The following is a 24,695-nucleotide window of genomic DNA, read 5'->3' on the forward strand; positions in this document are numbered from 1 at the left end:
CCGGCGTTTTGCCGTTACACCAGCCTGCCCGGAACCGGCTTACGAGCCTTGCCCTCCTCCAGCCAAGTTGGAGCAAATTCTATCTCTGCGGCAAGAACGCAAGGCTTCCCGCGGTTCCTCCATATCTTATCTGGGCCATATCTACCAACTGGTAGATAATAAAGGTTCTGTACTCCCCTTGCGCCCGGGAGCTAAAGTGGAAGTGCTTACCCACCTGGATGGTTCTTTAAGCGCACTATATGGAGGTAACCGCTACTTATTGCGGGAGCTTACACAGCCACCAAAGGTGATGGCTGAAAAGCCTAAGAAAGCCCCGGCAAGTAAGGCTCATAAGCCAGCGCCAGACCATCCCTGGCGTCGTATGCCTATTAACCCGGCTAAAAAAGCAATACCTCTACCTCACAATAATATCTTACCCACCAATCAAGAGGGGTGACATTTTCTCTGTCCCGTTAAGGCGTTTTTGGGGTGACATTTTCACTGTCCCTTGACAATGGAGAGGTGTAGTTATTGATAAATCTCGGGCAACATGATATAATATGTTTTACCTCCTTGTAAAAATACCGGGGAAACAATAATCTAAACCCGGTCTTTCGGGAGTGGATGGGGCCTGGTGGCCCTCCTGGTCTTCAAAACCAGCTGTGGGGCGGCAATCCCGTCCCGGGTGAGTTCGATTCTCACACACTCCCGCCATAATTATCCTAGAATCAGATCCAGCTGGTTCATACCCCGCTGGATTATTTTTTGCCGGAAATCCCGGTTGATTTTGGCTTGAACGGATTGCCTGTGGAGGCGGATTTTTCCCTTAGAAACGCCAGAAGGAGCAAAACGGTGGGAATGCCCATTTCAAAGAGATAGGCGTAAGGAATCCAGGGACCGTTAATCCAGGCCAACATATCCGTCAAATTTTTAAACTGGCTCAGAGACAGGGCAATGAGAAGAATACTCAAGGGGACGATGATACTTCGATGGTCTTTAAGCCTGAGCAACTGGACAGTACCCATTATTGTGGAATAATGGAATAAGGCTACCTTTCCAAAGATACCCACGATCCAGATTATAATCCAGATGGCGTCCAGGCGGTTTAGAAAGGTGCCAAAACCGGCCAGCCTCACCAGCTCGAAGGTGGCAAAATTGAACCTTCCGGTGGAAACACCAAAGACGGCGGTACAGGCGATGGCGTTTATAGTAAGGAGCAATCCGATAACCAGGACGGCGATGATCCCGTTGCGCCGGGCCAAATCAGGCCTGGCCAGGTAGGTAAAGAACATGCCCAGGAGAAACACCTCCCCTCGCCAGGAAATGGGATTAAGGCTGGACCGAATGATGGTTTTAAAATCGCTTTGGAACATCGGGAACAGGTTGGCCAGTTGCATGTGCCCGGATACCAGAATGAGAATTAAGCCAAAGAGCATTAGCATCAACGGGTAGGTTAATTCCATGACCCGGGCTACCACTTCCAGGCCATGGTACACACCATAACTGCAGACAGCAACCATTAAAGCCGAAAACACTACCTGCGGGGTTTGGGGCATAATGGCAGCAGCAACCAGTTCACCAAATTCCCGTACGATTACTCCGTTCACATGCAAAAAAAACAGCACGTAACAAAAGGCGATAATTTTCCCCAGCCAGGGTCCCAGCAGTTTTTCGATGTACTGCACAATGGTCCGGTCGGGAAAGCGCCGGCCCAGGGCTGTGATTACCAGGATGACGTAAAAACCAGGCAAGGTGGCCAAAACTGGGGCTACCCAGGCATCTCTCCCCGCTATGGATGCAGTAAGCCCGGGTAAAAAGACCAGGGCCGTAGCACCGACAACATTGATGAGCAAATATATCATTTGCAGACCTGAAATCTTCCCCGGATCGTGCATTGTGGCACCTCAGCAAATTACATATCGATATTGTTGGTAACTTACATTAATTCTATGTACCATCAAGAATAACTAAAGGGACCACCTTTGACAGTGGCCCCACGTTTTTCCAGGAGGCGTCATGTTTCGGGCTGGAGGTCATGGAGATCCGGCGGCGCCGTTTCCCTTTCTCCGAAAACCAGACAGAGCACGGCCAGCACGAGGTTGGCTGCGGCCAGGAGGAGGTAAACCTTGCCGACCGGATTGTTTATCCCTAACAGGAAATGGAAACCAATTAAAAACGCTCCGGCGGTCAGGTAAGCGCGCCCCTTTTTATAATCGAGGGTCACCCGCTTGAGGGCAGACAGGGACGGGAGGGACACGGTTTTTTCCGCCGTTATCTGGTCTGTAGACTCCTTTATCTTTTCTGCCTGGGCCACAAGGTACAACAGTTCCTTTTCCGGCACCAGGGCAATGCGGTATTGGCTGCGCAGGGAAGCCACCAGCCGTCTGGCATCGGGGGCAAATTCCCCGGGGGTAACCAGGAGGGCGTGGTGATAACCCTGCTTTTTCATCGTCCTGACCAGGTTATGTACCGCGGCGACCTCCACCGGACTCTGGTCGGCCGGTATAAACTCGACGAGCACGGGTACATTACGGTAAGTTGCCTGGATAACTCCGGCCGGTACTTTTGCCGTCTTGTCCCTTTTTCTACTCTTTGGCCGCGCCTGCTCAAACTGGGGCAGGCTTTCCAGGATCGGCCATAAAAAAGAAGCTAGTTCTTCAGCAGTTCTGAACTGCTTTAATTTCTCCCGGTACTGTTCAGCTAAAGAGCGTAGTTTGCGGTAGAAGGTTTCCCTCTGGAACCTTTTCTTTTGGATTTTTGCCGCCAAAAGGCCGGTGGAACTTACAAGGGTCATGGAAAAGGCCAGGGCGATCTTTCCAGGCCAGAACGTGGTTAAAAACACGAAACTCAATAGCCACAATATTAAAAGGGTACCGTAGAAATCCAGCCAGCGGGCAATCCGGTTGCGGCTGTCTTCTTTTGGTTTAACGTAATAACGCAAAAGTTCACCCCGTTGGCGGCGTTTTTGCCAGGACTGGTAAGCCAGATACAAGGCCCGGCGGGGAAATTTAAATACCTTCATACCTAATTCTCCTTTGAAGTAGTTTTATGATTTATTTTTTACCATAGGATTACCATTTTTTGCGTTTCTGATTCCTTATGGAGGTGAATTTATTAATTCTTCCCACGACAAACTATCTCCAGGAGGTGAAAGCCGTGGCCGGCGGGGAAAAGGAGTTGGACGAAAAGTTCCGGCAGCTGGACGAGATAATTCAACGCTACGGCCAGCAGGAAGGACAGCTAATCCGTATCTTGAAGGAGGCTCAGGATATTTTCGGCTACCTGCCGGAGGAAGTGCAAACCTATATTGCCGGCAAGCTGGACCTGCCAGTAAGTGAGGTTAACGGGGTGGTCACATTCTATGCCCTCTTTCACACAGAGCCCCAAGGAAAATACGGCATCAATGTTTGCCTGGGAACGGCCTGCTACGTTCAAGGTGCCCAGGGTATTCTCGACGAATTCAGGCGCCAGCTGGACCTGGACGAGGGCGATACCTCCGCTGATGGTTTATTTACGGTGAAGAGCACCCGCTGTATGGGTGCCTGCGGGTTGGCGCCAGTTTTAACGGTTGAGGATGAAGTGTACGGAAAATTTCGACGCCAGGATGTGGCCAAGCTGTTGCGGAAGTACCGGCGCAGGGAGGTGACTGCCGGTGATCAATGGACTGAACGACCTGATCGATATCCAGAAGAAACGGCTCCCGGACATTAACGCCCGCAGGGAAAAACCGGGGGCTGCCGCTGGCTGGCAGGTGCTGGTCTGTACCGGTACGGGTTGCACATCTTCGGCCAGCCACCAGGTAAGGGAGGAGCTGGCCAAACAGGTTCAGTTAAAGAAGGTCCAGGCCCGGGTAATCAAGACGGGTTGTTTTGGTTTTTGTAAAATGGGACCTCTGGTGGTTATTTACCCCGGGCAAACCTTTTATTGTTTAGTGAAAAAAGAAGATGTTGCCGAAATCGTAGAAAAACATTTGATGGAAGGTCAGGTAGTGGAACGCCTCCTCTATGAAGAGCCGGCTTCCGGGGAAAGAAAGCGACGTCTTTCAGATATCCAGTTTTTCCACGCCCAACACCGGGTAGCCCTGCGCAATTGCGGTCTAATCAACCCCGAGGATATCACGGAATATATAGCGTGTGACGGCTATTTTGCCCTGGCCGATGTCTTGTTAAATTGGACGCCGGCTCAGGTGGTGGATGCTATTAAGCAATCCGGCTTGCGGGGACGGGGCGGTGCGGGTTTTCCCACCGGCCGCAAATGGGAGCTGGCGGCGGCCGCGGAGGGACCGGTAAAATACGTGGTTTGTAATGCGGATGAGGGGGATCCCGGGGCGTTTATGGACCGGAGTATTCTCGAGGGGGATCCCCACAGCGTGCTGGAAGCCATGGCCATTGCCGGCTATGCCATTGGGGCCCGGGAAGGTTATATTTACGTGCGGGCAGAGTATCCCATTGCCGTAGACCGGTTGGAACGGGTTATTGCCCAGGCCCGGCAGTATGGATTACTGGGGCGGCGCATATTTAATACTAATTTTGACTTTGACATCGACCTGCGCCTGGGTGCCGGCGCCTTTGTTTGCGGCGAGGAGACCGCCCTTTTGCGTTCGGCCGTTGGCGAGCGGGGTGAACCCCGCCCCCGGCCTCCCTACCCTGCCCAGTGCGGTCTGTGGGGAAAGCCCACCCTGCTGAATAATGTGGAAACCTACGCCAATGTGCCGGTGATCATTCGCGAAGGGCCCGCCTGGTTTGCCTCCCTCGGTACGGAAAACAGCCGGGGAACCAAGGTCTTTTCCTTGGCCGGCAAGGTCCTGAATACCGGTTTAATAGAGGTGCCCATGGGAACTACATTACGTACTGTAGTTTTTGACATTGGTGGGGGGATTCCCGAAGGTCGGCAATTCAAGGCGGTACAAACCGGAGGCCCCTCCGGGGGATGTATTCCGGAACGTCACCTGGATACGCCCATTGACTACGAATCCTTAAAGCAACTGGGCTCCATGATGGGTTCCGGAGGCATGATTGTTCTGGATGAAACCGATTGCATTGTCGATATTGCCAAGTTTTACTTGCAATTTAGCCAGGATGAATCCTGCGGCCAGTGCACTCCCTGTAGGGTGGGAACCAAGCGCATGCTAGAAATTTTGGAACGGATCACCCAGGGAAAGGGTGAAATGGAAGATCTTGATGAGCTAGAAGAGCTTTCCCGGGAGGTTATGGACGCATCCCTGTGCGGTTTGGGCCAGACTGCGCCCAATCCTGTTCTTTCTACCTTAAAATACTTCCGGGACGAATATGAGGCCCACATCAGGGATAAGCGCTGTCCCGCCGGAGTTTGCCGGGCATTGTTGGACTACGTTATAGATGAAGAAAAATGCGTTGCCTGCGGCCTGTGTGCCCGGGAATGTGTCGCTAAAGCCATTGTGGGGGAAAAGAAAGGCCAGCCCTATTTTATTGACCGGCAGAAGTGTTTGAAATGCGGGGCTTGCTTAGCCCGCTGCCCTAAAGAAGCTATTTATACCGTTTGAGCAGGGGACGGGTGCATTTTCAATGTACCTGTCTCTTGCGTTTTTGGCAGGAAAGATTGGCTTGCTATTTCGGACAAAAAGGGGTTATAATGAGTTAGTCTAAAGAAAGGGCAGGCTAGCCGCGGTGAGAGGCAGCGATCGGCAAAATTTATTTAGATACCTTGTTTAATTAACTATTGGGAAGAGGGGATACAAAAATTATGGCCAATGAAAAACCGTTTCTGAGCAGTGACAGCAAGTTTCACTTTTCCTGCCATCCGGGACTTTCCTGTTTCACCCACTGTTGCCGTGATGTAAACATTTATCTGTCACCTTTTGACGTCCTGCGCATGCGCAAAAGGCTGGGACTTTCCTCAGGGGAATTTTTGGATCGTTATACCGTCTCCTTAATTGGAGAAGGAACCGGCTTACCCGTGGTACTCTTGAAAATGGATGAAGAACAGGATAGAAAATGCCCCTTTGTTACTCCCCAGGGATGCAGGATCTATGAGGATCGCCCTTGGGCGTGTCGCATGTTTCCTTTAGACAGGCGTTCTGAATATGATCAGTTCACTATCTTAACTGACCCGTCCCGTTGCCGGGGCCTGGAAGAACCTCAAGAGCTGTACGTTGAAGATTATCTCAGGGAGCAAGGGCTGTTAATCTATGAGGATGTAGAGGCCATCTTCAAGCTGCTTTCCAACAGCCCCCGGGTGCTGAACGAAAAGGTGGCCAACCCGCGCATTGTCCAAATGTATTATATGGCCTGCTATGATCTGGACAAGTTCAGGCAGTTTATCTTTGAAAGCAGGTTCCTTGATGTTTTTGAAGTGGATCCGGAGGTCGTGGAACGGATCAAAACCGACGACCTGGAATTGTTGCAGTTTGGGTTTAAATGGCTGCAATTTGGCATGGTGATGGGAGACGCCCTGAAAATCAAGGAGGAGGCTCTCCAGGAAGCTAAAAGGAAACAAGCTGCCCGTGAGAGCTAAAGGATTATGCGCATAAATTAACCCCGGAAAGATTTCCGGGGTTAATTTATTAACCGAGTATTAACTAATAACTGGTATAACTCCGGCCTTCTGGACTGCAGGTAAAAGCTGTGGCGCATACTGGTAGCCTCATTATGGCGGATGGTATTGATGAGCCGGGAGTCCAGGTCGACCACCAGCAACCCTTCCTTCCCGCGGAAATCTTCAGCTACCACATTGCCCTTAGGATCAATAACCAGCGCCCCGCCACAAAATTCCTGATTTTCCCCCGTCGGCCCCACCAGGTTGCAGGCGGCTACAAACACGCTGTTATCGTAAGCCCGGGCAGAGAGATACTTGAGCCAGATATCCCTCCGGTCCCCCACAATAGTAGGCGAGGCGTGAGGGGCAAAAATAATTTCTGCTCCCTGCAAAGAGAGCACGGTGGTAACTTCAGGGAAATGCAAGTCCCAGCAAATTTCCACACCGAACCGGGCTTTTTCTGTTTCAAAAACCGGCAGTTGGTCACCGGGGGTAAAATGTGGTTTCTCGCTCCTGCCCAAATGGGTTTTACGGTATTTATCCACCTGGCCGTTGGGGTACGCTACCACCTGGGTGATATACGGTTTCTCACTGCCGGAGGTTTCAGCCAGCCCGGCCAGTATGACCATGTTGAAGGAGCGGGCCAGCCGGCTGATGTGGTTCGTGCTTTCCCCGGGAATGGGTTCGGCAAATTCCCGAGCCCTTTCCCGGTTATACCCCTGCACGCATAGTTCGGGGAAGAGGATCATCTCCACCTTCCTGCTTGCCGCTTCCTCCACAAAGCCAGCTATTTTCTCCCGGTTCTTTTTCACGTCGCCAATGTTTACTTGCATTTGGACCAGAGCAATGCGCAGGTCTTTCATTTTTCTCCTTACACCCCCCCAGCCATTATATTTTTGTCTTTTACCCCTATTTCCCTACCGGTTCCCGGAACCTTTATTTCCCCTACCTTAAAAAATTGGGGCATAACTTCTTCGATATATTTCCATGTTTTTTCCGCATTGGTTCGCCAATTGGTGGGGCAGGAAGATAAAGCTTCCACAAAGGAAAAGCCATTTCCGGCCATTTGGCTTTCCAAGGCCTTTTTTAAGTAGCTCTTCAACTGGCGCAGGTTGGCTATGGTACCCCGTGCCACGTAGGCTCCTTCCCGGGTGATGGCGGCAACCATCTCCGGTCCTAACATGGGGTAGCCCGTTTTCAGGGGGTCCCGGCCGTAGGGGCTGGTTTCCGTTTTCTGGTCCGGCATGGTGGTGGGAGCCATCTGGCCGCCGGTCATGGCATAAACGGTGTTGTTGGCTAGAATCAGGGTGATTTTCTCATTGCGTGCTGCAGCGTTGACCAGGTGCTGGGAGCCGATGGCATAACCGCCCCCGTCCCCCATGTAGGCGATACAGATTAGCTCCGGTCGCGCCCTTTTGATGCCCGTCATGACCGGGGTGGTACGCCCGTGGTGGGTTTGCACGGTATCGAGGTTAAAAAAGTCCCAGGACAGCAGGGAGCACCCGATGTCATAGCCAAAAACGGCCCGGTCCTGAATGCCCAGCTCATCAATGGCATCTCCCAGAGCTTTCAGGATCAGACCGTGGCCGCAACCGGGGCAGAATTTGTGAGGTTTGGTATCCACCCGCCAGCATTTTGGCATTACCGGTTGTACACTCATGGGTCAACTACCTCCAAAGGGAAAGTTTAAACGTTGGGTTAAATTTCTTAGGCCAAGGCAGGGTCCCAGTTCAGTGCTGGAGAATAACGCCCAGCTTATGACAGGCCAGCTTTACTTTCCTTTCCAGATATAGTGTGTACACCGGTAATACCTTTTATAGAAACCTGACCCTGAAAACTCACTACCTTGTGGGATGGGATGAAAGGGGCCTCGCCTGTTAGGCAACAAGTATATTATCATCCGTTTCAACGATGTAATTTTTGGTATGGCAGGAAAAATGAGCCAAGCATCTATAACATAAATTACTATATCGTGTTACTGCAGAGTTTTAACCAGATCGACGATCACCGCCTCCTCTTCACAGTTGGGGAACTTCGGGCAGTTGATACACTCCTTCCACACCTTTTGGGGCAGCTTTTCCTTGGGGATAGGCTGAAAACCGCACTTGATAAAAAAGCCCGACTGGTAAGTGAGGGCAAAAACCCGGGGAAGTCCCAGTTCCCGGGCTTCATCGAGAAAAGATTGGACTAGGCGGCGTCCAATGCCCCGGCGGGTGTAACGAGGGTCTACCGCCAGGGCCCGGATTTCCGCCAGGTCTTCCCAGATAATGTGCAGGGAGCCGGCACCTATAATTTGCCCTTTTTCCTCGGCTACCGTAAATTCCCTTACGGCCTCATACAGAGCGGAGCGGGGGCGGGCCAGCATCAGTCCCTGGTCCGCGTAATAATTGATTAACCTGTGTACCGATTCCATATCGGTAATTCTGGCCTTGCGAATGTTCATCCTTTCCGGTTCTCCTCTTCTCACATCTCTTGAGCATAAGCCACGGCGTTGCGGAAAATGGGCAAGCCGTGGGGTTCGTGGAATTGCTGGCGCCGCCAGTTGGGGTGCTGGGTGAAATCCACGAAACGTTCCGGATGGGGCATTAGCCCCAGTACCCGTCCGCTGGGATCGCAAATACCGGCAATGGCGGCCAGAGAGCCATTGGGGTTGTAGGGATAAACGCCGGTGGGGCTGCCGTCACTAGTAGCGTAACGGAAAACCACCTGCTTGCCTGCTTCGATACTGGCCAGGGTCCGGGCATCGGTATAAAATTTGCCTTCCCCGTGGGCGGCCTGAAAATGTAATACCCGGCCGGCCAGTCCCCGCGTGAAGATACAGGGCGTGTCTTCCACCCGCAGGTAAACCCAGCGGCATTCAAAGCGGCCGCTGTCGTTGTGCATGAGGGTGGTTCTGATATCCCCCATTTTAGCCGCAGGCAGAAGTCCGGTACGGACGAGCACCTGAAAACCATTGCAAATTCCCAGCACAGGCTTGCCTGCGTCCACAAATTCCTGCAACTGCTCCTTTAGGAAGGAGGTTAGTTCCACGGCCAGTATTTTGCCCGAGTGCACGTCATCCCCGTAAGAAAAGCCGCCGGGGATAACCAGAATCTGGTATTCAGTAAGCTTTTTCTTTCCTGCCCGGAGTTGGTTGACGTGTACCAGATGGGGGTCCCCCCCCGCCCGTTCAAAGGCATAAGCGGTCTCCCTGTCGCAGTTGGTACCGTCGGTACGCAAAATACACACCTGCGGTTTTTTCATATTCCCACCTCCCGGGGATGACCGGCGCCAGGGGTGCCGAAGATCCGGGTCATGGGTTCCTGCCAGGCCCTTTTCAGGTTGGCCAGGGGAACACTGCAAAGCCGGCGCCCCTCCTGTTCCACCACAACTGCCGGATCATCCGTGGTTTGCCCCAGCACCATGTATGGTAGGCCGACAAGGGTTCTCTCGGGTTCCTCTGTGGGGGCCATTTCCACCAGGAAGCACCCGCTGGTTTCATTAAATAGAAAATAATCCGGACGTTCACCGGCAGGGATGGTGATCTGGGCTCCCACGCCGCCACCAAAGCACATCTCGGCCAGTGCAGCGGCCAACCCCCCCTCGCTGATATCGTGACAGGCCAGAATCTTTCCTCCCTGTATAACCTTATGAATGCCGTCCCACACTCGAGTGACAATCTCCAGGTTGATCCGGGGGGGAGTTTTACCCAGGCAACCAGCCAAATCAAAATAAACCGATCCGGCCATTTCGGAAAGATTACGCTGGCCCACCAGGACAATTAAATTGCCGGATCCCTTGAAATCTGCTGAAACGGTTCGCCTTACATCGAGAAGACGGCCAAAAACCGAAACACAGAGTACCGGTGGAATTTTGACCACCTCTCCGCCGTCCCCGCGGTAGGTGCTGGACAGGCTGTCCTTTCCGGAGATAAAGGGCATTCCGGTGGCTCGTACAAAATCCACGCAGGCATCCACGGCCCGGTCCAGGGCACCTAGCGCCTCCTCATCGGGGAAAGGCCAGATGAAGTTGTCAATCAATACCAGCTCTTTGGGGTTGGCTCCTACCGCCACAGCGTTGGAAACTGCCTCCGTCGCCGCCCAGAGGCTACCATAATAAGGATCTATTTGATTTAAAACCGGATTTAGGCCGTGGCTGATCACCACCGCGGCAGGGGAACCAAGCAGAGGGGTAAGAACCACCGCGTCGTTGGGGCCATCCTGCTCCACCCCACCAAAGGGCGCCAGGTTACAGGAGCCCTGCACTCCGTGGTCGTACATGCGTACAATGGGTTCTTTGGAACACACATTCAGGTGGCCCATCACCTGACAGTAAAGCTCCTCCCAGTTTTCCGGAGTTGAAACTTGGGGGTCGGTTAGCGCCGGCTGTTGCCAGCGGGCAGTGAGGACCCGTTTAGGCAGGCCGTGGTGGAGAAATTCCATATCCAGATCGCAAATGGTTTCGTTCTCATAGGTTACCACCAGCCGCCGGTCGGAAGTAAATTCCGCCAGCACGGTAGCCTCCACGTTTAGCCCCCGGCAAATCTCCAGTAGGTGCTCCAGGTTTTCCGGAGATACGGCGATGACCATGCGCTCCTGGCTTTCGGAAAGCCATATTTCCCAGGGCTTAAGACCCTGGTACTTCAAAGGCACTTTCTCCAGCCAAACTCTGACTCCGGTTTTTTCTCCCATTTCGCCCAGAGCTGAGGAAAATCCCCCGGCTCCACAATCAGTGATGGCCCTAATGAGTCCGGCTTCGCTGGCCGCCAGCACGGCATCGGCCACGCGCTTTTCTTCGATGGGATGGCCGATCTGGACGGCGCTAGCATTTACCTCGGTAGTCCGGTGGGTCATTTCCCCGCTGGAAAAGGTGGCCCCGTGAATGCCGTCCCGGCCCGTCCTCCCGCCGATGACCACGGCCAAATCTCCCGGCCGGGGTTGGCCTTTCCGGCAGCGCTCCACAGGTAGCAGTCCGTATGCCCCCACGATCACCGAGGGCTTGGCCCGGAAGTCACGGTGGAAGTGCACCGAGCCGTTATTGGTGGGGATGCCCATGCGGTTGCCGTAATCCCGCACCCCGGCCACCACCCGGCGCAGCAAATAATGGGGGGAGAGGCAACCCGGGGGAATATCTTCCCGGGGGGTATCGGGTGGTGCAAAACAGAACATATCTGTAGAAGCGATTACCCGGGCCCCCTGGCCCGTGCCCATGATATCCCTGAATACCCCCCCGCTGCCCGTCATGGCCCCCCCGTAGGGCTCAATGGCGGAAGGGGAATTATGGGTTTCCACTTTGCCGCAAACGGCCCAACCGTCGTAAAACTCCATCACCCCGGAGTTATCCACAAAAGCTGAAAGCACCAGGGGATGGTTGGCCGCAGCGGTTGCATCCTGCAAACGCTTTAATAGGGATTCCTTTTCCCTCCCGTCAACCAGAAGGCGCGCCTTAAAGGTTTTGTGGCCGCAGTGCTCGGACCAGGTTTGGGCCAGGGTTTCTATTTCACAGTCCGTAGGATCCCTGCCGATGGCTTTAAAATAATCCTGGATGGCATGCATTTCTTCCAGGTTGAGGAAGAGTCTGTCGCGGCTCAACTCCATCAGTTCCGCATCGCTCATGCCGCGCAGGGGGATGATTTCGGTTCGGCCCGGCTGGCCAGAGATGAGGAGGGTGGCGGGTTTTTCGGTGACCACCCGTTCCACAGTGGCATTGACCAGCAGCCGGTTAAGGATGATTTCGATATCCCGTGAATTGATGTCCGAACCGTAGAAAGCATATTCCCGGCTGGAATCCGCGGCTACAAGCTCCTCAACTCCCAGGTCCCGGGCTGCTTTCATCAATGAGGCTGCCTCGGGGTTCATGACCCCCGGTTTATAGGCCACTTCCACTACTACCGGAGCATCTTTGATGATGGGGCCGTTGATGGTGTAGTCCTGAAAAACTGCTTCGGTCAGCAGTTTTTCGGCCAGCAATTGGGCCTTTGACTCATCGATACCTTCAAAACGGTATACCTTGGCCGTACGCACCCTTTGGACCGCATTTATGCCCAGGGCATACTTTATCTCATGGAGAACCTCCTCCCCTACCGGATCAGGCAGATGAGGACGGTTCGTAACCCTGATTTCAACAATAGTCACTTGTATTGCCACCTCCTGGATGAAGACTTCAGGAAAAAGAAATTTCCCGGCGGCGTGCCGCCGGGAGCATAACTCCCAAAGAAATTTTAGTATACTTGTGCCGGAAAAACAAGAGTCTTCTCTTAGCGGACGATTTGCTTTTCAATATTGTGGTAGACTTCGCCCAGCCTGTCCTCATACTTGTTCACATAAGGCGGCAGGGGCGGAATGACATGAAAGATAGTTAGATGGGCTTTGAAATGCTTGGCTAATTGCGCCCCGTGTTCGGCAGCCAGGGCTGCCCGGTGGGAACCGTCCACTGGTACTAGTATTTTACGATACATAATAACCCCCCCTTTTTTTAAAGAATGATTTCACATTCACAAATCCCTTTTTTATATTAATTCATGGATAGAAAAAATGCAATCTTAAAAAGCATTTGATTAGGAAGAAGGTCGATATCATGAAGTTTATTGAAATTGGATTGGTGGGAAGATAGAAATGTTGACTGTTATGGTACCGCTTAGAGAATTCAAGGAGGAAGAGTGTATGTCCATCACCTTGTCCATACCCAAAACCTCCCTGGTGGTTTTGTGTGGTTCCGCCGGATGCGGTAAGTCCACTTTTGCTGCCCGCTGGTTTAGGGATACCCAGATAGTCTCTTCCGACCGCTGCCGGGCGTTTGTTAGCGATGAGGAAGAAAACATGGCTGCCTCACCGCAGGCTTTTAAAGTGTTTCATTGTCTCATTGAGCAACGTCTGGCCCTGGGGCGGTTGACGGTAGCCGATTCTACCGCTTTAACTGCCCGCGCCCGCCGGGATTTGTTGAAACAGGCCCGCCGGCATGATTTCCAGGCCGTCCTGATCGTGTTTAATTTTCCGGAAAAGCTCTGTCAAAGGCTTAATGCCGGGCGACGGCGGGTGGTGGAATCCCGGGTGATTGCCGAACACCAGCGCCTCCTCCGAGAGAGCTTATCCACCGTGCACCGGGAGGGCTTTGATCAGGTCTACATCCTCGACCCTGAGGAGGCACGCCGCGCCCGGGTCGAAATCGTCCCTTTGCCCGTGGAATCACCGGCCAGGGGTCCCTTTGATCTCATCGGTGATGTTCATGGCTGCCTGGTGGAATTGGAGGATCTCCTTACACGGTTGGGTTACCGGCACCGGGGGAAAATCTGGTTTCACCCGGAAAACCGGAAGGTGGTTTTTCTGGGTGATCTGGGGGACCGGGGACCCTTTAATCTGGCCGCCATTAACCTGGCCATGGATATGGTGGAGGCGGGGCACGCCCTGTATGTGCCGGGAAATCACTGCAAAAAACTGGCCGGGTTTCTTTCCGGGCGCCGGGTACAGGTGCGCCACGGTCTGGAGAAAACTGTCCGGGAACTGGAGCGATTAAGCCCGGCGGAACGGGGCGCTTTTGCCCGGCGTTTTTTGCAATTCTTCCACCGGGCTGTACCCTATCTTATTTTGGATGAGGGGCGGCTGGTGGCGGTTCATGGTGGAATTAAAGAGAAAATGATTGGCCGCCTTTCTCCCCGGATCAGGGATTTCTGCCTTTATGGCGATGCCACCGGGGAAGTAACTCCGGAGGGTTTACCCGTGCGGCGGGACTGGGCCAAAGAATACCGGGGGCAGGCACTGGTGGTTTATGGACATACACCGGTACCCCTGCCTGTTTTTCGTAACAACACCATTGATATCGACCAAGGTTGCGTTATGGGGGGAAAATTAACCGCTCTTCGTTATCCGGAACGGGAGATCGTGCAGGTGCCGGCCAGGCAGGTTTATTATGCCCCCGTGAAGAGCCTGGCCGGGCGGGTGGCGGCAAAATAAATTTTTGCTAGTCCCTCGGATAAGGTGGTGTTACAATAGTTAGGAGTAATTTAGCATTGACGGGGGAAAATATTGATGGCTGATCTGCCGGAAGTGGAGATATATACCGATGGTGCCTGCAGCGGTAATCCCGGACCCGGTGGCTATGGAGTGGTGTTGCGCTACGGTAACCACCTTAAAGAGATATCCGGGGGATACGCGCAGACCACCAACAACCGCATGGAATTAATGGCCGTAATTGAGGGGCTGAGAGCACTAAAGCGCCCCTGCCGGGTCACCATCTATACCGACAGCCGGTATATTGTGGATGCCATGACCCGGGGATGGGTCAGACGCTGGCAGGCCAATAGCTGGCGTCGGGAGAACGGCGAGCCGGCCAAAAATGCCGATCTCTGGCAGCAAATTCTTTCCCTGGCCGGCAAGCACCGCATCACCTGGGTCTGGGTAAAGGGCCACGCCGATAATATCTACAATAACCGTTGCGACCAGCTGGCGGTGGAGGCCAGTCGCCGGGCCTCCTTGCCCGTGGACCCGGGTTTTCAAGCATGATGAGAGCCAGGTTAAGGGGCTTTTGTTAGGTATGATGCTATTAATAACAAAAATAAGCGAAAATAAGCGTGATGGAGGTGCTTTTGCTATTGCATCGTGTCAAACGCAAGGGGCAGGTGAGCCGGGTGCACGTTCTGCTTACGGGAGAAAATCCGGGGGAAGAAACCAGGTTAAGTCAGCCCGGTCCTAACCAGGAAGTTGCGAGCTTTCAGCTGAACACTGCAGGTGGGCCCTTGGATGAAGAATTCCGGGAGAAAGGCCCCCGCCGCGATTAAACACAGGTTAGGCTATCACCAGATGGCTGTAAAAAACCAGACGATCATCCCTATCTCCAATACCAGTTTGACGGCCATCCCTCCTGCAAGGCCGACCAGGGAACCCCAGCCGGCCAGAATGGCCTGGGTTAAGGGTTTGCGGGCAAGCAACTCCCCAATTACCGCCCCTACCAGGGGGCCAAAAACTATACCCGCGGCTCCAAATACAATTAGCCCTAGAATCATGCCAGCCGCACTACCCCAGATGGCATAACCGGAACCACCGTAGCGGCGTACCGCCCAGGCTCCAGCCAGGTAATCCAGGGCCAGTACTAGAGCCATTGCCAGTGCCTGGCCCAGGTAAAAGCCCCATCCCAGGGTAGAGAAACCGGTGGCCAGGCCATAAACCAGCATTCCCAGCCAGATGAGCGGTGCGCCGGGTAGGGCCGGCACCACCGTCCCGGCCAGGCCGGCAGCAAAGAACAGGCACGCCATGAGCAAACCCAGGAGGGACATTTCAGTTTACCTCCCCTGTTTTTAGATTTATATTTATATGCAACGTTCGACAACCTATGATGCTTCCCCTGTTAAAAAAGGGGCCGGTTTGGAAACCAGCCCCTTGAGCCATTTTAAATTCCTTTCCGTAGCCCCTTATCAGCGTGTCCCGCCGTCAGGGGTATGCACCCCCCGGTGCATTTTTTGCAGTTGCCCTGACAGCACTGCCATGTCCATAGAAAGTGGTTGCAACGGGGGCAACGGGTAGCATTAACACCAGTTACTTTATAACCGCAACAAGGGCAAATGTCTTTCGACCATGGCATGCCCTGTCTCCTCCCTCCCTATGTGCACTAAGTGGCAGCTCCCGGGAGCAACTTTAGGCTGCCTACCTCGGAATGTTGGTGGTCGGTCTGGCCCGGCGAAGGAACATGCACATTCCCACAATGGCCAGGGTAAGGGCTGCAAAGACCAGTATTACGGGCAGAACCTGTACTTTATCGCCGGCTGGGCTGAAGAGCCGGGCCAGCTGGGCCACCAGGCCGCCAACGAGAAATGCCACTACCCAGCTGCTCCCCCAGATGAAAAGCGCTTCCTTTTTGGTCCGTTCCTTAAAAATTACCAGTACAGAGGCAATGCAGGGTACGAATAGGGTGATGGTGATCAGGGCCACAATGGTTTGAAGCGGGGTTAAGGCCAGATCCGTTAACCCTGCGGCCCCAAAATCCCGCCGTACAATCCCCATAATGAAGGCCGTGGCCGCCTTGCGGGGGAGATTCAGCCAGCCCACGGTGAGGGGCGCCAGGAGGTTTTGTAAGAACTCCAGGATGCCCGTTACCTGAAAGGTACTGATGATCAATGCCCCCAGGGCGAAGAGTGGCGCGGCTTCCTTCAGGAAATGGTAGGACTTGGTGCCAGTCTTCTTTAGCACGTTGTCCAGCCGGGGCAGCCTCAAAGGAGGCAGATCGATGAACAGATCAGCCGACTTACCCGGCAACAGGGTGGACAGCAACGTACCGGCCATCACCAGCACGCTGAAGATCACCAGGGCATACAGAGCTATGTACTGCGGTCCCAGTGTAGCCAGCATGCCGGCAATGACCCCCAGTTGGGCGGAGCAGGGAATGGTTAACCCCAGCAGAAAAATGGCGATCTTCCTCTCCCGGTCCGAAGATAGGAGCCGGGTGGTGATGGTGGCCATGGTTACGCAACCAAAACCAAGAATAATGGGAATTACCCCCCGGCCATTTAACCCAATGGAGGTTAACAGGCGATCCACCAGGGTGGCAATCCGGGGTAAATAACCCGAGTCTTCAAATAAAGACAGGAAGAAATAGAACCCTACCACCAGAGGCATCAATAATCCCAACAGGTAGGTCACCGTCATGGTGAGCAAACCGAACTCGCCAATCAAAATGGTACCCGGTATGGAAGACTGGGGTATAAATTGTTCTACGAATTGACGCACCGCAGGCTCATATATGCCCTGCATAATGGTTTCCTCGGTAATACCCACAACGGTGCCCGCAATAAAAACACCAATGGCTTTGTACATGGCCCAGAGGGCCAGCAACAGGATGGGAACCCCCGTAAGCGGCTTGATCATCCAGCGTCCCAAAGTGGTGGCCACACTGGCGCCCTGGGAGGTTTCCCGCACCACCTCCTGGCAAATTGCGTTAACTCTCTCCCTCCGGCGGCGATAAATTTCCTCTCGCCGGGTGTCCGGCTCCAAGCCGTGGCGAGCGGCAATCACCGGGTCTTCTTCCAGGACCAGCAGTGCTTCTCCCCGGCTACCCACCCGGTTGAGCAGTTGGTTGAGCTCCTCTTCCAGTCCCGGTGTGGCGTGTCCCGGCCGGGCGGTGAAGAGTTCCGTCTTCAGGCGGTCAAACCCCTCCTTTTTTACGGCCACCGTAGGGATGACGGGCACTCCCAGCAACTGGCTTAACCGGTCAACATCTACTTCAATGCCCATCCTCTTAGCATCGTCCATCATGTTCAGGGCAACGATCACCGGTACTCCGGTATCGATGATTTGCTGGGTGAGGAAAAGATCCCTTTCCAGATGGGCGGCCGAGACCACATTGAGCACCAGATCGGCGGAAAGGATGATGTCCCGGGCAATACGCTCTTCGTCGTTAAAGGAGGATATACCATAAACCCCCGGTGTATCAATTACCACGTCAGAGCCGTAACGACCGTAGGAAATATCCAGGGTTGTTCCCGGGTAGTTGGAAACATCCACATACATGCCGGTAAAGTGGTTGAAAAATACCGACTTTCCCGTATTGGGATTACCGGCCAGCACGATACGACGGGCCCCGGCGGGTATTTCTATTTTAAGTCCGGGACAATGGCAGTGGGCCATGGTTAAAAACTCCCTTCCACTTCGATCTGCCGGGCCAACCCGCGGCCGATAGCGATTTCCTGACGGTTTTTGCTGATCACTACCGGTCCCGCAGGTACTACTTCACAGCAAGTTACAACTTCCCCTTCAGCGATACCAAAACGCAGGGCCTGTGCGCGAACCAGTTCCGAGGGTATGGATAAAATGCGGCAACGCTGACCTCTTTTCATGCGATCTAGGGTCACGGCAAGTCCCTCCCTATGTATGTAATGATGTAGATAAATGCATGGAGATGAGAATCATTATCGCTCAGTGGTGATGCTATTGAGGCGAAAAGCAGGTTTTACGTGTTTGTGAGAATGAATCTCAATCTAGATACAGTTTAACCCTCCGGCTTGCCCCTGTCAAGCCTATATTTGAAAAAAATAACGGGGTGTGAAACCCCGTTTAGGCTGGTTTTTACAGGTCGTCATCCGCTTTCGCGCATTCGGCGCAAGAATCAGCGGAAAGATCGTTTTCTGCCGGGCAGCCACCCGTGCTCTCCAGAGCTGGGCAGGCAGTATCGTTCCTGCGTTCTGCTGCGCGATTGGTTTTGTCCTCACGGGACATGATTTTATCACCTCCTGGAACATATTTTGTCCCCGGAGGCACAAAAAAAAGCTAACGAAAATTGGCATTAATTTTTAAATAGGATTTTAAATTATTTAACAATTGTTGCATGGCCTGCCGGGAATTCTCAACCAGGAGGTTTATATCTTCCGCTTGCGCCCTTTCCACATGGAGCCCGGCTACCACGACCACCGGCTGGCCGCTGGCTTTGGCCAGTTCTTCGGCCAGGGGTTTGGCTATTTCGTCGTCCTTGTGCCCTAGCCTGGGTACCACCGTGGAGGTACAGCTTAAGCGGCCGGGATCGGCCAGGCTGGGGCGGGGAATGCTCAAAACCACCGCTCCAACATGGGGCTTTTCACCGCCGAAAAGGGAGATTATAATGCCCTCGCCGGTGAGGGTTGCCTGCAGCTGTACCCGGTGTTTTCCTTCCCCGGCAGCAAAAAAAAGGTTTTTGATCATGGCTGCCCCCTGCCTTTTGGTCCCTTCGCAAAACCGAGCAGGTCAGGTTGCCCAACCCCTTTGCATAGTGCCAGGACCTTAAAAATTCCTCCCATCCCTTCCGGTAAAAGCAATTTTTTTACGGCCATGACTGTACGCGTGGTCCTTTCGTCAAAAACGTATTCGGGGGCGGACCGGGGAATGGCCTCCACAATGCCCAGGTTCAGCAAGAAATCCATTTGGGTGGTATACCCGGCCGGGTGCAGACCAGCCTCCCGGCCCCATTGCATGAGTGCGGAAAAATTAACATGGGCGGTGATATCCTGTTGTCCCACATTATTCAGGGGATCGCTGCCCAAACGGTGTTGCCGGTAACAGCGCAGGGTGCCTTCAAAGCGGGAAGGATGGTAAAGCTCCGGGGATTCCATGCCGTAGTCAATGAGGAGTACAAAACCCCGCCCCAGCCCGGCCGCCACTTCCCGCAGCCATTCCCGGGCAGCCAGATTAACTTCGGCTGCCTGGCCAGGTGCAAGTTTTATGCCCAGGGTGGTAAAGTATTCCTCCAGGAAGGGGGTGGAAAGTTCCCCCTCCTCCTCTACCAGCCTGCCGTCACGCCAGTTAACGTAAATTTCCTTGAGCCCTGACGCAGTTTGGCGTACCCGGTGGACCGGAAAAGCGTCCACCAGCTCGTTGCCAAAAATGATTCCATTAATATGGCCGGTATCTCCTACCTCAGACAGGGCATTGACCCAGGATAATTTTTCCTTTGGAAAGGGGGTCAGAAGCTCTTTTTGCCGCCGGACCATTTCCAGGCTGGCCTCGATGATATAATAGCGCACCCCTTCCCATGCCGGGGGAAAAGATGTAGCCAGTGCGTTCAGGATGTCCCGGGCTAAAAGGCCTTTACCCGCTCCATATTCTACGAGCACCCAGTTTTGCGGCCGCCCGAGATATTCCCACATCTGGGAAAACTGTTTGGCCAGCATGGCTCCGAAAAGAGGATGTACGTCGGCGCTGGTGTAGAAATCACCCCGGGGTCCAATTTTCTCCCCGGGGCCGGTGTAATACCCCAGTCCGGGGTAATAAAGGGCTATTTGCATAAAATCTTTAAAAGTAATGGGCCCCCGGGTTTTAATTATAGTGATCAGTTTTTCCAAAAGGGGGTTCAAATTACTCACCTTATTGCACCCCGATTTTTAATGTTAATTTTATATATTTGTCCATAATAATCCGGTGATATCTTCTCGTAAGAACGTCCACACTAGAACTGTAATTGAAAAAAATTTTTTCTTAAAAACAAGGAGGTAAATTTATGACCATTGGCGAAAAAATGCATCAAACCCTGGCCTCTTTGGAAAGTGCGGCTGCCAATTTAAAGACCTTCTCCCTGGATACCCAGGATCAGACGGCCAAACAAATGTTTGCCAGTTATTCGCAGCAACTGGAGGACATTTGCAAGGGTCTGCGGGGACGGGTTAATTACATTGAACAGCAGGAACCCCAGTACAAAGTAATGCAACCACAGCAAAAGCAGCAATAGCGCTAATCTCTGGACGCAGCATAGCCGGAGGACGCGGGGTTTCCCCCGGGTCCTCCCTGTCTTTTTATCCAAAGTCAGGAAAAATTTTAACAGGAGGATGGTCAGAATTTATATGCTCGTACAACCGGTAAACCGTGGGCGCATGATTATGGGACGACTAAAAAAGGGAACCGACTTACTAGCTTCCCTGACCCAGCTTTGCGTGAATGAAAACATCCAGCTGGGCGTAGTGCGGGCCATTGGGGCGGTCACCCGTGCCCGGGTGGGCTTTTATCACCAGGACCGGCGGACTTATACTTACCTGGAGTTTAACCATCCCCATGAAATCATCGGCCTCGAGGGGAATATCTCCCTTAAGGACGGGCAGCCCTTCGTTCACGCTCATATTGCCCTGATGGCTGCAGATGGACGTATGGTCGGCGGCCACTTGGCGGAAGGGACAGAGGTTTTCGCCTGCGAATATGTGATCACCGAACTCCTCCATGAGCATGAACGCGACTTTGAACGGGTCTTTGATGAAGCCACGGGGCTGTACCTCTGGCCCATGGCCGGGGACTAGTTATCCCCCAAAAAGGGCCAGGGTGGATGGCCGGCTGTAACCGTATTGACGGTTATGACCGGTTTTTTTGTTTCTCCGCCCAGGTGAGGACCCGCTTATCCTCCACCCGCCGGGTAGTTTTTTCCCGGTCAAAATACTCTAAGAGGGGCAGCGCGTACTTCCGGGACGTTTGCAGCAAATCCCGGGTTTCTCCCACCGTGATTTCTCCCTTTTCCCGTAAATAGTCAACCAGTGCCTGCCGGGCCCTGTCTACACAGTCCGGGTGAAAGTACAGATCGTCGGCTACCCGCACCAGCAGGCCTTTCTTAAGCAGGTATTGCAAAATCTCCTGGGCCGCTGAGCCTTCCAGCCCTGCCCGGCGGGCTGCCTCACCCCAGGCAGGTGGCTGGTAATTTGCCTCCCTGTACATCTCGATCAACTGCTTTATTTGTTGTTCCTGTTTATGGTTGGGCCTCGGGGTAAATTCAGGCAGGGCTATATCCTGGGTGTAAAGCTTCACCAGGCCATCTTCTTCCATAACCTGGAGAAGAGACTGAAACTGTTTGCTGTTCAACCCTGCAAGCAGGCGGGAACGCATTTCTTCTTTGGGGAAACCTTCCCGCAGCGGGAAGTCCCGATGGTATTCTTGCAGCATCAAACGCATATTTTCCGCCCACTGCAGGTAGACTTCCTGAAGAAGATAATAAACCTGGTTTTCTAAAGGTATGGAGCGAACCTGCTTTTTCTCCACCAGGGAGAACAGGGTATCCTTTACTGTCTTCTCATCCAGCCCGCTGGCCTTAACCAGTTCTTCTGCCGTGAGGATAGTCCGTTGGCTATTGAGTTGCTGAAGCAGGAGTTCTTCAGGTGTACCCTTTTCCCGGGTTAAGAGGCTTTCAATTACTTCTGCGCGCAGGCGCCGATGTTTTGGTGCTACAGGGTCAATGATCTTGCCGCCACCAATGGTGCGAACCGGGGAATAGGAACGTACGACAAACCGGTCCCCCCGCACGGCCACCGCGGGTTCCTCCAGTTCCAGCTGGGCCAGGGCCGTTTCCTGCGGGGCTAGCTCATCCCGGTCCAGGAGGATTACCCGGCACATAATTTCCGCCGTTCCCAAGTGCAGGCGCACCCGGCTCCTGTTTTTCAAGGGCCTGGCCGTTTCCAGCAGCACAAAGCGGACATCTAGGCGGTAGGAGGGGGTCAGGCTGCCGGGAGTGGCCAGGACACTGCCCCGGGGCACTTCCTCGATTTCCACTCCGGTCAGGTTTACCGCTACCCGCTGTCCGGCCCGGGCTTCTTCCACTTTCCGTCCGTGCACCTGTAGTGTGCGTACCCGGGAGGCTATTTTGCGGGGCATAATTTCCAGCGCATCCCCGGTGCGCAGTATGCCGCTCCACAAAGTACCGGTGGCTACGGTGCCAAAACCGGTTATGGAAAAAACCCTGTCCACAGGGAGGCGTACGTAACCGGTGGCCGGTTTTTCCTTGACCTCCTGCGCTACCAGATCGATGGTGCGTAAAAGTTCGTCCAGTCCCTGGCCGGTAACACTGGAAACCTCCACCACCGGTGCACCTTCCAGGGTGGTACCCTTGAGAAAATCCACCACCTCTTCCCGCACCAGGTCCAGCCATTCCCGGTCCACCAGGTCCACTTTGCTCAGTACTACTACTCCCCGCGGTATTTGCAGGAGGTGAATGATATCCATATGCTCTTTTGTTTGGGGCATAATTCCTTCATCGGCGGCAATGACCAGGAGCACCAGGTCAATACCACCGACACCGGCCAGCATGTTTTTGATAAAACGCTCATGGCCCGGGACATCTACGATGCCGGCCTGCCGGCCGCTGGGCAGGGTTAAGGAAGCAAAGCCCAGTTCAATGGAGATACCCCGTTCCTTCTCTTCTTTTAAGCGATCCGTATCTACTCCGGTAAGGGCCTTGACCAGCATGGTTTTGCCGTGATCCACATGACCGGCGGTCCCGATGATCAAATAGGTCACCTTTCGACCTCCTCCCCGGATTGAAGTGCTGCTGTGATGGCTTGAACCAGAATCTCCTCTTCTCCAGGTAACACGGTGCGGATATCCAGGATCAACCGGTCATCCTGCACCCGTCCCATGACCGCCGGCTCCCCGGTCCGTAAGATCCTGGCAAGATTCTCGCTTTCCGTTTGCCGGGGTCGCAATGTGACGGCCATGGAGGGCAGGTCAGCTGTAGGCATGGCCCCTCCCCCTACCCGGGAAATGACAGGTTCTATCTCAATGAGGGCCTTTTCTCCGACCATCTGGTGCATTTGCTCCGCCAGTTTCCGGGCCCGTTCTTCCAGCTTGGTTACGCTTGCGGTGAGCATGCGTAGAGTGGGGATATGGACTAAGGCCTTGTCGGGCTCGAGGTATAGCCGCAGGGTGGCTTCTAGGGCGGCGGCGGTAAACTTGTCAATACGTATGGCCCGGGTCAGGGGGTTCTTCTTCATTTTTTCGATGTACTCACGCCGGCCCACGATAATGCCCGCTTGGGGGCCACCTAAAAGCTTGTCGCCGGAAAAGGTGACCACATCGGCGCCAGAGGCTACGACCTCCTGTACCGTTGGTTCTGCAGGGAGTCCAAAGTGGCTTAGGTCCACCAAAAAACCGCTGCCCAGGTCGCTCATCACCGGTAAACCATATTCTTTGCCCAGCATGACCAGTTCGTTAACGGTAATTTCCCGTACGAAACCTACCAGGCGGTAGTTGCTGGTATGAACATGCAGGAGAAGAGCGGTCCGGTCGGTAATGGCCCGGCGGTAATCATCGGGATAGGTCTTGTTGGTTGCTCCCACTTCCACCAGGGTGGCTCCGCTTTGAGCCATGACCTCGGGAATGCGAAAGGAACCTCCAATTTCTACCAATTGGCCCCTGGAGACAATAACTTCCCGGCCCCGGGCCAGGGTGCTCAGGGCGAGCAAAACGGCGGCGGCATTGTTGTTCACCACCATGGCTGCCTCTGCCCCGGTCAGACTGGTGAGCAGCCCTTCCAGGGGAGCATAACGGGAGCCCCGGCGACCGCTCTGAAGATCCAGCTCCAGGTTGCAGTAGCCGGAAGCCACCATCTCCACTGCAGCCCGGGCGGCATGGGCCAGCACGGCCCGGCCCAGGTTGGTATGCAGCACTACCCCTGTGGCATTGATCACCCGGCGCAAATTTGCCCGGGAGCGGCGGGCGGTTTCCCGGATAACTTCCCCCACTACCCGGGCGGTAATTTCTGCGCGCCCCATCTCCTCCTTTGCCCCCTCCGTTAAGAGGGCCTGGCGCCAGCGATCCAGAACTTTTCGAACCATTTCTACCACCAGGTTGCGGGGCTTTTCCGCCAGCAGGCCTGCCACTTCCGGCGAGCGCAATACTTCGTCCACTGCCGGCAATTTGCGTAAAGCTTCTTTATTGTCCATGATTCTGTTTGCCTCCGCTACCATTGTCCCCAACATTATAGGGCAAGCACGCCGTTCAAAGCAAGTGCGCGGGGTATGCCCG

General features: G+C 54.0%; 24 protein-coding genes, 1 tRNA gene and 1 pseudogene. 10 read left to right on the forward strand and 16 right to left on the reverse strand.

Features of this window, described 5'->3' with window-relative positions; all coding sequences use genetic code 11:
* Together BUA65_RS18605 and BUA65_RS18310 are read left to right on the forward strand one after the other, a co-directional pair.
* Positions 1 to 436: pseudogene (locus tag BUA65_RS18605) on the forward strand (hypothetical protein); the annotation flags it as partial.
* 159 nt (positions 437 to 595) lie between these two features.
* A tRNA-Sec gene (locus BUA65_RS18310) sits at positions 596 to 693 on the forward strand.
* Positions 694 to 737: 44 nt separating this feature from the next.
* Here BUA65_RS18310 and BUA65_RS12270 read toward each other — a convergent pair.
* Both BUA65_RS12270 and BUA65_RS12275 read right to left on the reverse strand, forming a co-directional pair.
* Positions 738 to 1,874, reverse strand: a complete 1,137-nt coding sequence (locus BUA65_RS12270) for a GerAB/ArcD/ProY family transporter (protein ID WP_072870047.1) — start codon at positions 1,872 to 1,874, stop codon at positions 738 to 740.
* A 119-nt stretch (positions 1,875 to 1,993) separates the two neighbouring features.
* On the reverse strand, positions 1,994 to 3,001 hold the full coding sequence (locus tag BUA65_RS12275; protein ID WP_072870049.1) for a restriction endonuclease: 1,008 nt from the start codon (positions 2,999 to 3,001) through the stop codon (positions 1,994 to 1,996).
* A gap of 134 nt (positions 3,002 to 3,135) precedes the next feature.
* Between BUA65_RS12275 and BUA65_RS12280 the strand changes: the two genes are divergently transcribed.
* The 3 genes from BUA65_RS12280 to BUA65_RS12290 all read left to right on the forward strand — a co-directional run bounded on the left by BUA65_RS12280 (position 3,136) and on the right by BUA65_RS12290 (position 6,471).
* Positions 3,136 to 3,690 carry an NADH-quinone oxidoreductase subunit NuoE family protein gene (locus BUA65_RS12280; RefSeq protein ID WP_072870050.1) on the forward strand — a complete coding sequence of 185 codons (555 nt, stop codon included), beginning with the start codon at positions 3,136 to 3,138 and terminating at the stop codon, positions 3,688 to 3,690.
* Positions 3,632 to 5,500 carry an NADH-quinone oxidoreductase subunit NuoF gene (locus BUA65_RS12285; protein ID WP_114281495.1) on the forward strand — a complete coding sequence of 623 codons (1,869 nt, stop codon included), beginning with the start codon at positions 3,632 to 3,634 and terminating at the stop codon, positions 5,498 to 5,500. The genes BUA65_RS12280 and BUA65_RS12285 overlap by 59 nt, the downstream gene beginning before the upstream one ends.
* 200 nt (positions 5,501 to 5,700) lie before the next feature.
* Positions 5,701 to 6,471, forward strand: a complete 771-nt coding sequence (locus tag BUA65_RS12290) for a YkgJ family cysteine cluster protein (protein WP_072870052.1) — start codon at positions 5,701 to 5,703, stop codon at positions 6,469 to 6,471.
* 41 nt (positions 6,472 to 6,512) lie between these two features.
* Here the strand turns inward: BUA65_RS12290 and BUA65_RS12295 are convergent, their stop codons facing one another.
* The 6 genes from BUA65_RS12295 to BUA65_RS12320 all read right to left on the reverse strand — a co-directional run bounded on the left by BUA65_RS12295 (position 6,513) and on the right by BUA65_RS12320 (position 12,928).
* Positions 6,513 to 7,355 (reverse strand): nitrilase family protein, encoded by an 843-nt coding sequence (locus BUA65_RS12295; RefSeq protein ID WP_072870054.1) that lies wholly within the window; start codon positions 7,353 to 7,355, stop codon positions 6,513 to 6,515.
* 8 nt (positions 7,356 to 7,363) lie between these two features.
* On the reverse strand, positions 7,364 to 8,152 hold the full coding sequence (locus BUA65_RS12300) for a thiamine pyrophosphate-dependent enzyme (RefSeq protein WP_072870055.1): 789 nt from the start codon (positions 8,150 to 8,152) through the stop codon (positions 7,364 to 7,366).
* Positions 8,153 to 8,467: 315 nt separating this feature from the next.
* The gene (locus tag BUA65_RS12305; protein ID WP_072870057.1) at positions 8,468 to 8,935 is read right to left on the reverse strand and encodes an N-acetyltransferase; all 468 of its coding nucleotides are present in this window, start codon (positions 8,933 to 8,935) and stop codon (positions 8,468 to 8,470) included.
* Positions 8,936 to 8,955: 20 nt separating this feature from the next.
* On the reverse strand, positions 8,956 to 9,735 hold the full coding sequence (gene purQ, locus BUA65_RS12310; RefSeq protein ID WP_072870059.1) for a phosphoribosylformylglycinamidine synthase I: 780 nt from the start codon (positions 9,733 to 9,735) through the stop codon (positions 8,956 to 8,958).
* A complete protein-coding gene (gene purL / locus BUA65_RS12315) occupies positions 9,732 to 12,605 on the reverse strand; it encodes a phosphoribosylformylglycinamidine synthase subunit PurL (protein ID WP_072870060.1) in 2,874 nt (957 codons plus the stop codon). The genes purQ and purL overlap by 4 nt, the downstream gene beginning before the upstream one ends.
* 122 nt (positions 12,606 to 12,727) lie before the next feature.
* Entirely contained in the window at positions 12,728 to 12,928 is a 201-nt protein-coding gene (locus BUA65_RS12320; RefSeq protein ID WP_242656323.1) for a universal stress protein, read from the reverse strand.
* 205 nt (positions 12,929 to 13,133) lie between these two features.
* Here BUA65_RS12320 and BUA65_RS12325 point away from each other — a divergent pair, with 205 nt between their 5' ends.
* The 3 genes from BUA65_RS12325 to BUA65_RS12335 all read left to right on the forward strand — a co-directional run bounded on the left by BUA65_RS12325 (position 13,134) and on the right by BUA65_RS12335 (position 15,244).
* Positions 13,134 to 14,420 (forward strand): AAA family ATPase, encoded by a 1,287-nt coding sequence (locus tag BUA65_RS12325; protein WP_072870062.1) that lies wholly within the window; start codon positions 13,134 to 13,136, stop codon positions 14,418 to 14,420.
* Positions 14,421 to 14,495: 75 nt separating this feature from the next.
* Entirely contained in the window at positions 14,496 to 14,969 is a 474-nt protein-coding gene (rnhA, locus tag BUA65_RS12330; RefSeq protein WP_072870064.1) for a ribonuclease HI, read from the forward strand.
* A gap of 89 nt (positions 14,970 to 15,058) precedes the next feature.
* The gene (locus BUA65_RS12335; protein WP_072870066.1) at positions 15,059 to 15,244 is read left to right on the forward strand and encodes a hypothetical protein; all 186 of its coding nucleotides are present in this window, start codon (positions 15,059 to 15,061) and stop codon (positions 15,242 to 15,244) included.
* A 15-nt stretch (positions 15,245 to 15,259) separates the two neighbouring features.
* On the opposite strand, the gene BUA65_RS12340 is transcribed toward BUA65_RS12335, so the two are convergent.
* From BUA65_RS12340 to BUA65_RS12360, 6 genes are all read right to left on the reverse strand, one after another.
* Positions 15,260 to 15,739, reverse strand: a complete 480-nt coding sequence (locus BUA65_RS12340; RefSeq protein WP_072870067.1) for a DUF456 domain-containing protein — start codon at positions 15,737 to 15,739, stop codon at positions 15,260 to 15,262.
* Positions 15,740 to 16,106: 367 nt separating this feature from the next.
* Positions 16,107 to 18,083, reverse strand: coding sequence for a ferrous iron transport protein B (feoB, locus tag BUA65_RS12345; RefSeq protein WP_072870069.1), 1,977 nt, complete (start codon positions 18,081 to 18,083; stop codon positions 16,107 to 16,109).
* Positions 18,084 to 18,085: 2 nt separating this feature from the next.
* On the reverse strand, positions 18,086 to 18,307 hold the full coding sequence (locus tag BUA65_RS12350; protein ID WP_041282845.1) for a FeoA family protein: 222 nt from the start codon (positions 18,305 to 18,307) through the stop codon (positions 18,086 to 18,088).
* 214 nt (positions 18,308 to 18,521) lie between these two features.
* On the reverse strand, positions 18,522 to 18,671 hold the full coding sequence (locus BUA65_RS18315) for a hypothetical protein (RefSeq protein ID WP_165613249.1): 150 nt from the start codon (positions 18,669 to 18,671) through the stop codon (positions 18,522 to 18,524).
* Positions 18,672 to 18,722: 51 nt separating this feature from the next.
* Entirely contained in the window at positions 18,723 to 19,130 is a 408-nt protein-coding gene (gene lpdD / locus BUA65_RS12355) for a prenylated flavin chaperone LpdD (RefSeq protein WP_072870071.1), read from the reverse strand.
* Positions 19,127 to 20,287 carry a class I SAM-dependent methyltransferase gene (locus BUA65_RS12360; RefSeq protein WP_072870073.1) on the reverse strand — a complete coding sequence of 387 codons (1,161 nt, stop codon included), beginning with the start codon at positions 20,285 to 20,287 and terminating at the stop codon, positions 19,127 to 19,129. The genes lpdD and BUA65_RS12360 overlap by 4 nt, the downstream gene beginning before the upstream one ends.
* Before the next feature lie 134 nt (positions 20,288 to 20,421).
* On the opposite strand from BUA65_RS12360, the gene BUA65_RS12365 reads away from it, so the two are divergent.
* Positions 20,422 to 20,649 carry a DUF1657 domain-containing protein gene (locus BUA65_RS12365; protein WP_072870074.1) on the forward strand — a complete coding sequence of 76 codons (228 nt, stop codon included), beginning with the start codon at positions 20,422 to 20,424 and terminating at the stop codon, positions 20,647 to 20,649.
* Positions 20,650 to 20,746: 97 nt separating this feature from the next.
* Positions 20,747 to 21,208: a PPC domain-containing DNA-binding protein gene (locus BUA65_RS12370; protein WP_242656324.1), complete on the forward strand. Its 462-nt coding sequence runs from the start codon at positions 20,747 to 20,749 to the stop codon at positions 21,206 to 21,208.
* Positions 21,209 to 21,260: 52 nt separating this feature from the next.
* Here BUA65_RS12370 and selB read toward each other — a convergent pair whose 3' ends face one another.
* Positions 21,261 to 23,189, reverse strand: a complete 1,929-nt coding sequence (gene selB / locus BUA65_RS12375; RefSeq protein ID WP_072870076.1) for a selenocysteine-specific translation elongation factor — start codon at positions 23,187 to 23,189, stop codon at positions 21,261 to 21,263.
* Positions 23,186 to 24,613, reverse strand: a complete 1,428-nt coding sequence (selA, locus tag BUA65_RS12380; protein ID WP_084062372.1) for an L-seryl-tRNA(Sec) selenium transferase — start codon at positions 24,611 to 24,613, stop codon at positions 23,186 to 23,188. The genes selB and selA overlap by 4 nt, the downstream gene beginning before the upstream one ends.
* Between the last annotated feature and the right edge of the window lie 82 nt (positions 24,614 to 24,695).

The sequence above is a fragment of the Desulfofundulus thermosubterraneus DSM 16057 genome, from assembly GCF_900142025.1.
GTDB lineage: Bacteria > Bacillota > Desulfotomaculia > Desulfotomaculales > Desulfovirgulaceae > Desulfofundulus > Desulfofundulus thermosubterraneus.

Coding starts and splice junctions, on each gene's coding strand:
- purQ (WP_072870059.1), bottom strand. CDS start 9,735: ATGAAAAAACCGCAGGTGTGTATTTTGCGTACCGACGGTACCAACTGC.
- BUA65_RS12365 (WP_072870074.1), top strand. CDS start 20,422: ATGACCATTGGCGAAAAAATGCATCAAACCCTGGCCTCTTTGGAAAGT.
- feoB (WP_072870069.1), bottom strand. CDS start 18,083: ATGGCCCACTGCCATTGTCCCGGACTTAAAATAGAAATACCCGCCGGG.
- rnhA (WP_072870064.1), top strand. CDS start 14,496: ATGGCTGATCTGCCGGAAGTGGAGATATATACCGATGGTGCCTGCAGC.
- BUA65_RS12325 (WP_072870062.1), top strand. CDS start 13,134: ATGTCCATCACCTTGTCCATACCCAAAACCTCCCTGGTGGTTTTGTGT.
- BUA65_RS12370 (WP_242656324.1), top strand. CDS start 20,747: ATGGTCAGAATTTATATGCTCGTACAACCGGTAAACCGTGGGCGCATG.
- BUA65_RS12295 (WP_072870054.1), bottom strand. CDS start 7,355: ATGAAAGACCTGCGCATTGCTCTGGTCCAAATGCAAGTAAACATTGGC.
- BUA65_RS12320 (WP_242656323.1), bottom strand. CDS start 12,928: ATGTATCGTAAAATACTAGTACCAGTGGACGGTTCCCACCGGGCAGCC.
- BUA65_RS12305 (WP_072870057.1), bottom strand. CDS start 8,935: ATGAACATTCGCAAGGCCAGAATTACCGATATGGAATCGGTACACAGG.
- BUA65_RS18315 (WP_165613249.1), bottom strand. CDS start 18,671: ATGTCCCGTGAGGACAAAACCAATCGCGCAGCAGAACGCAGGAACGAT.
- BUA65_RS12300 (WP_072870055.1), bottom strand. CDS start 8,152: ATGAGTGTACAACCGGTAATGCCAAAATGCTGGCGGGTGGATACCAAA.
- selA (WP_084062372.1), bottom strand. CDS start 24,613: ATGGACAATAAAGAAGCTTTACGCAAATTGCCGGCAGTGGACGAAGTA.
- BUA65_RS12275 (WP_072870049.1), bottom strand. CDS start 3,001: ATGAAGGTATTTAAATTTCCCCGCCGGGCCTTGTATCTGGCTTACCAG.
- BUA65_RS12290 (WP_072870052.1), top strand. CDS start 5,701: ATGGCCAATGAAAAACCGTTTCTGAGCAGTGACAGCAAGTTTCACTTT.
- BUA65_RS12340 (WP_072870067.1), bottom strand. CDS start 15,739: ATGTCCCTCCTGGGTTTGCTCATGGCGTGCCTGTTCTTTGCTGCCGGC.
- lpdD (WP_072870071.1), bottom strand. CDS start 19,130: ATGATCAAAAACCTTTTTTTTGCTGCCGGGGAAGGAAAACACCGGGTA.
- BUA65_RS12270 (WP_072870047.1), bottom strand. CDS start 1,874: ATGCACGATCCGGGGAAGATTTCAGGTCTGCAAATGATATATTTGCTC.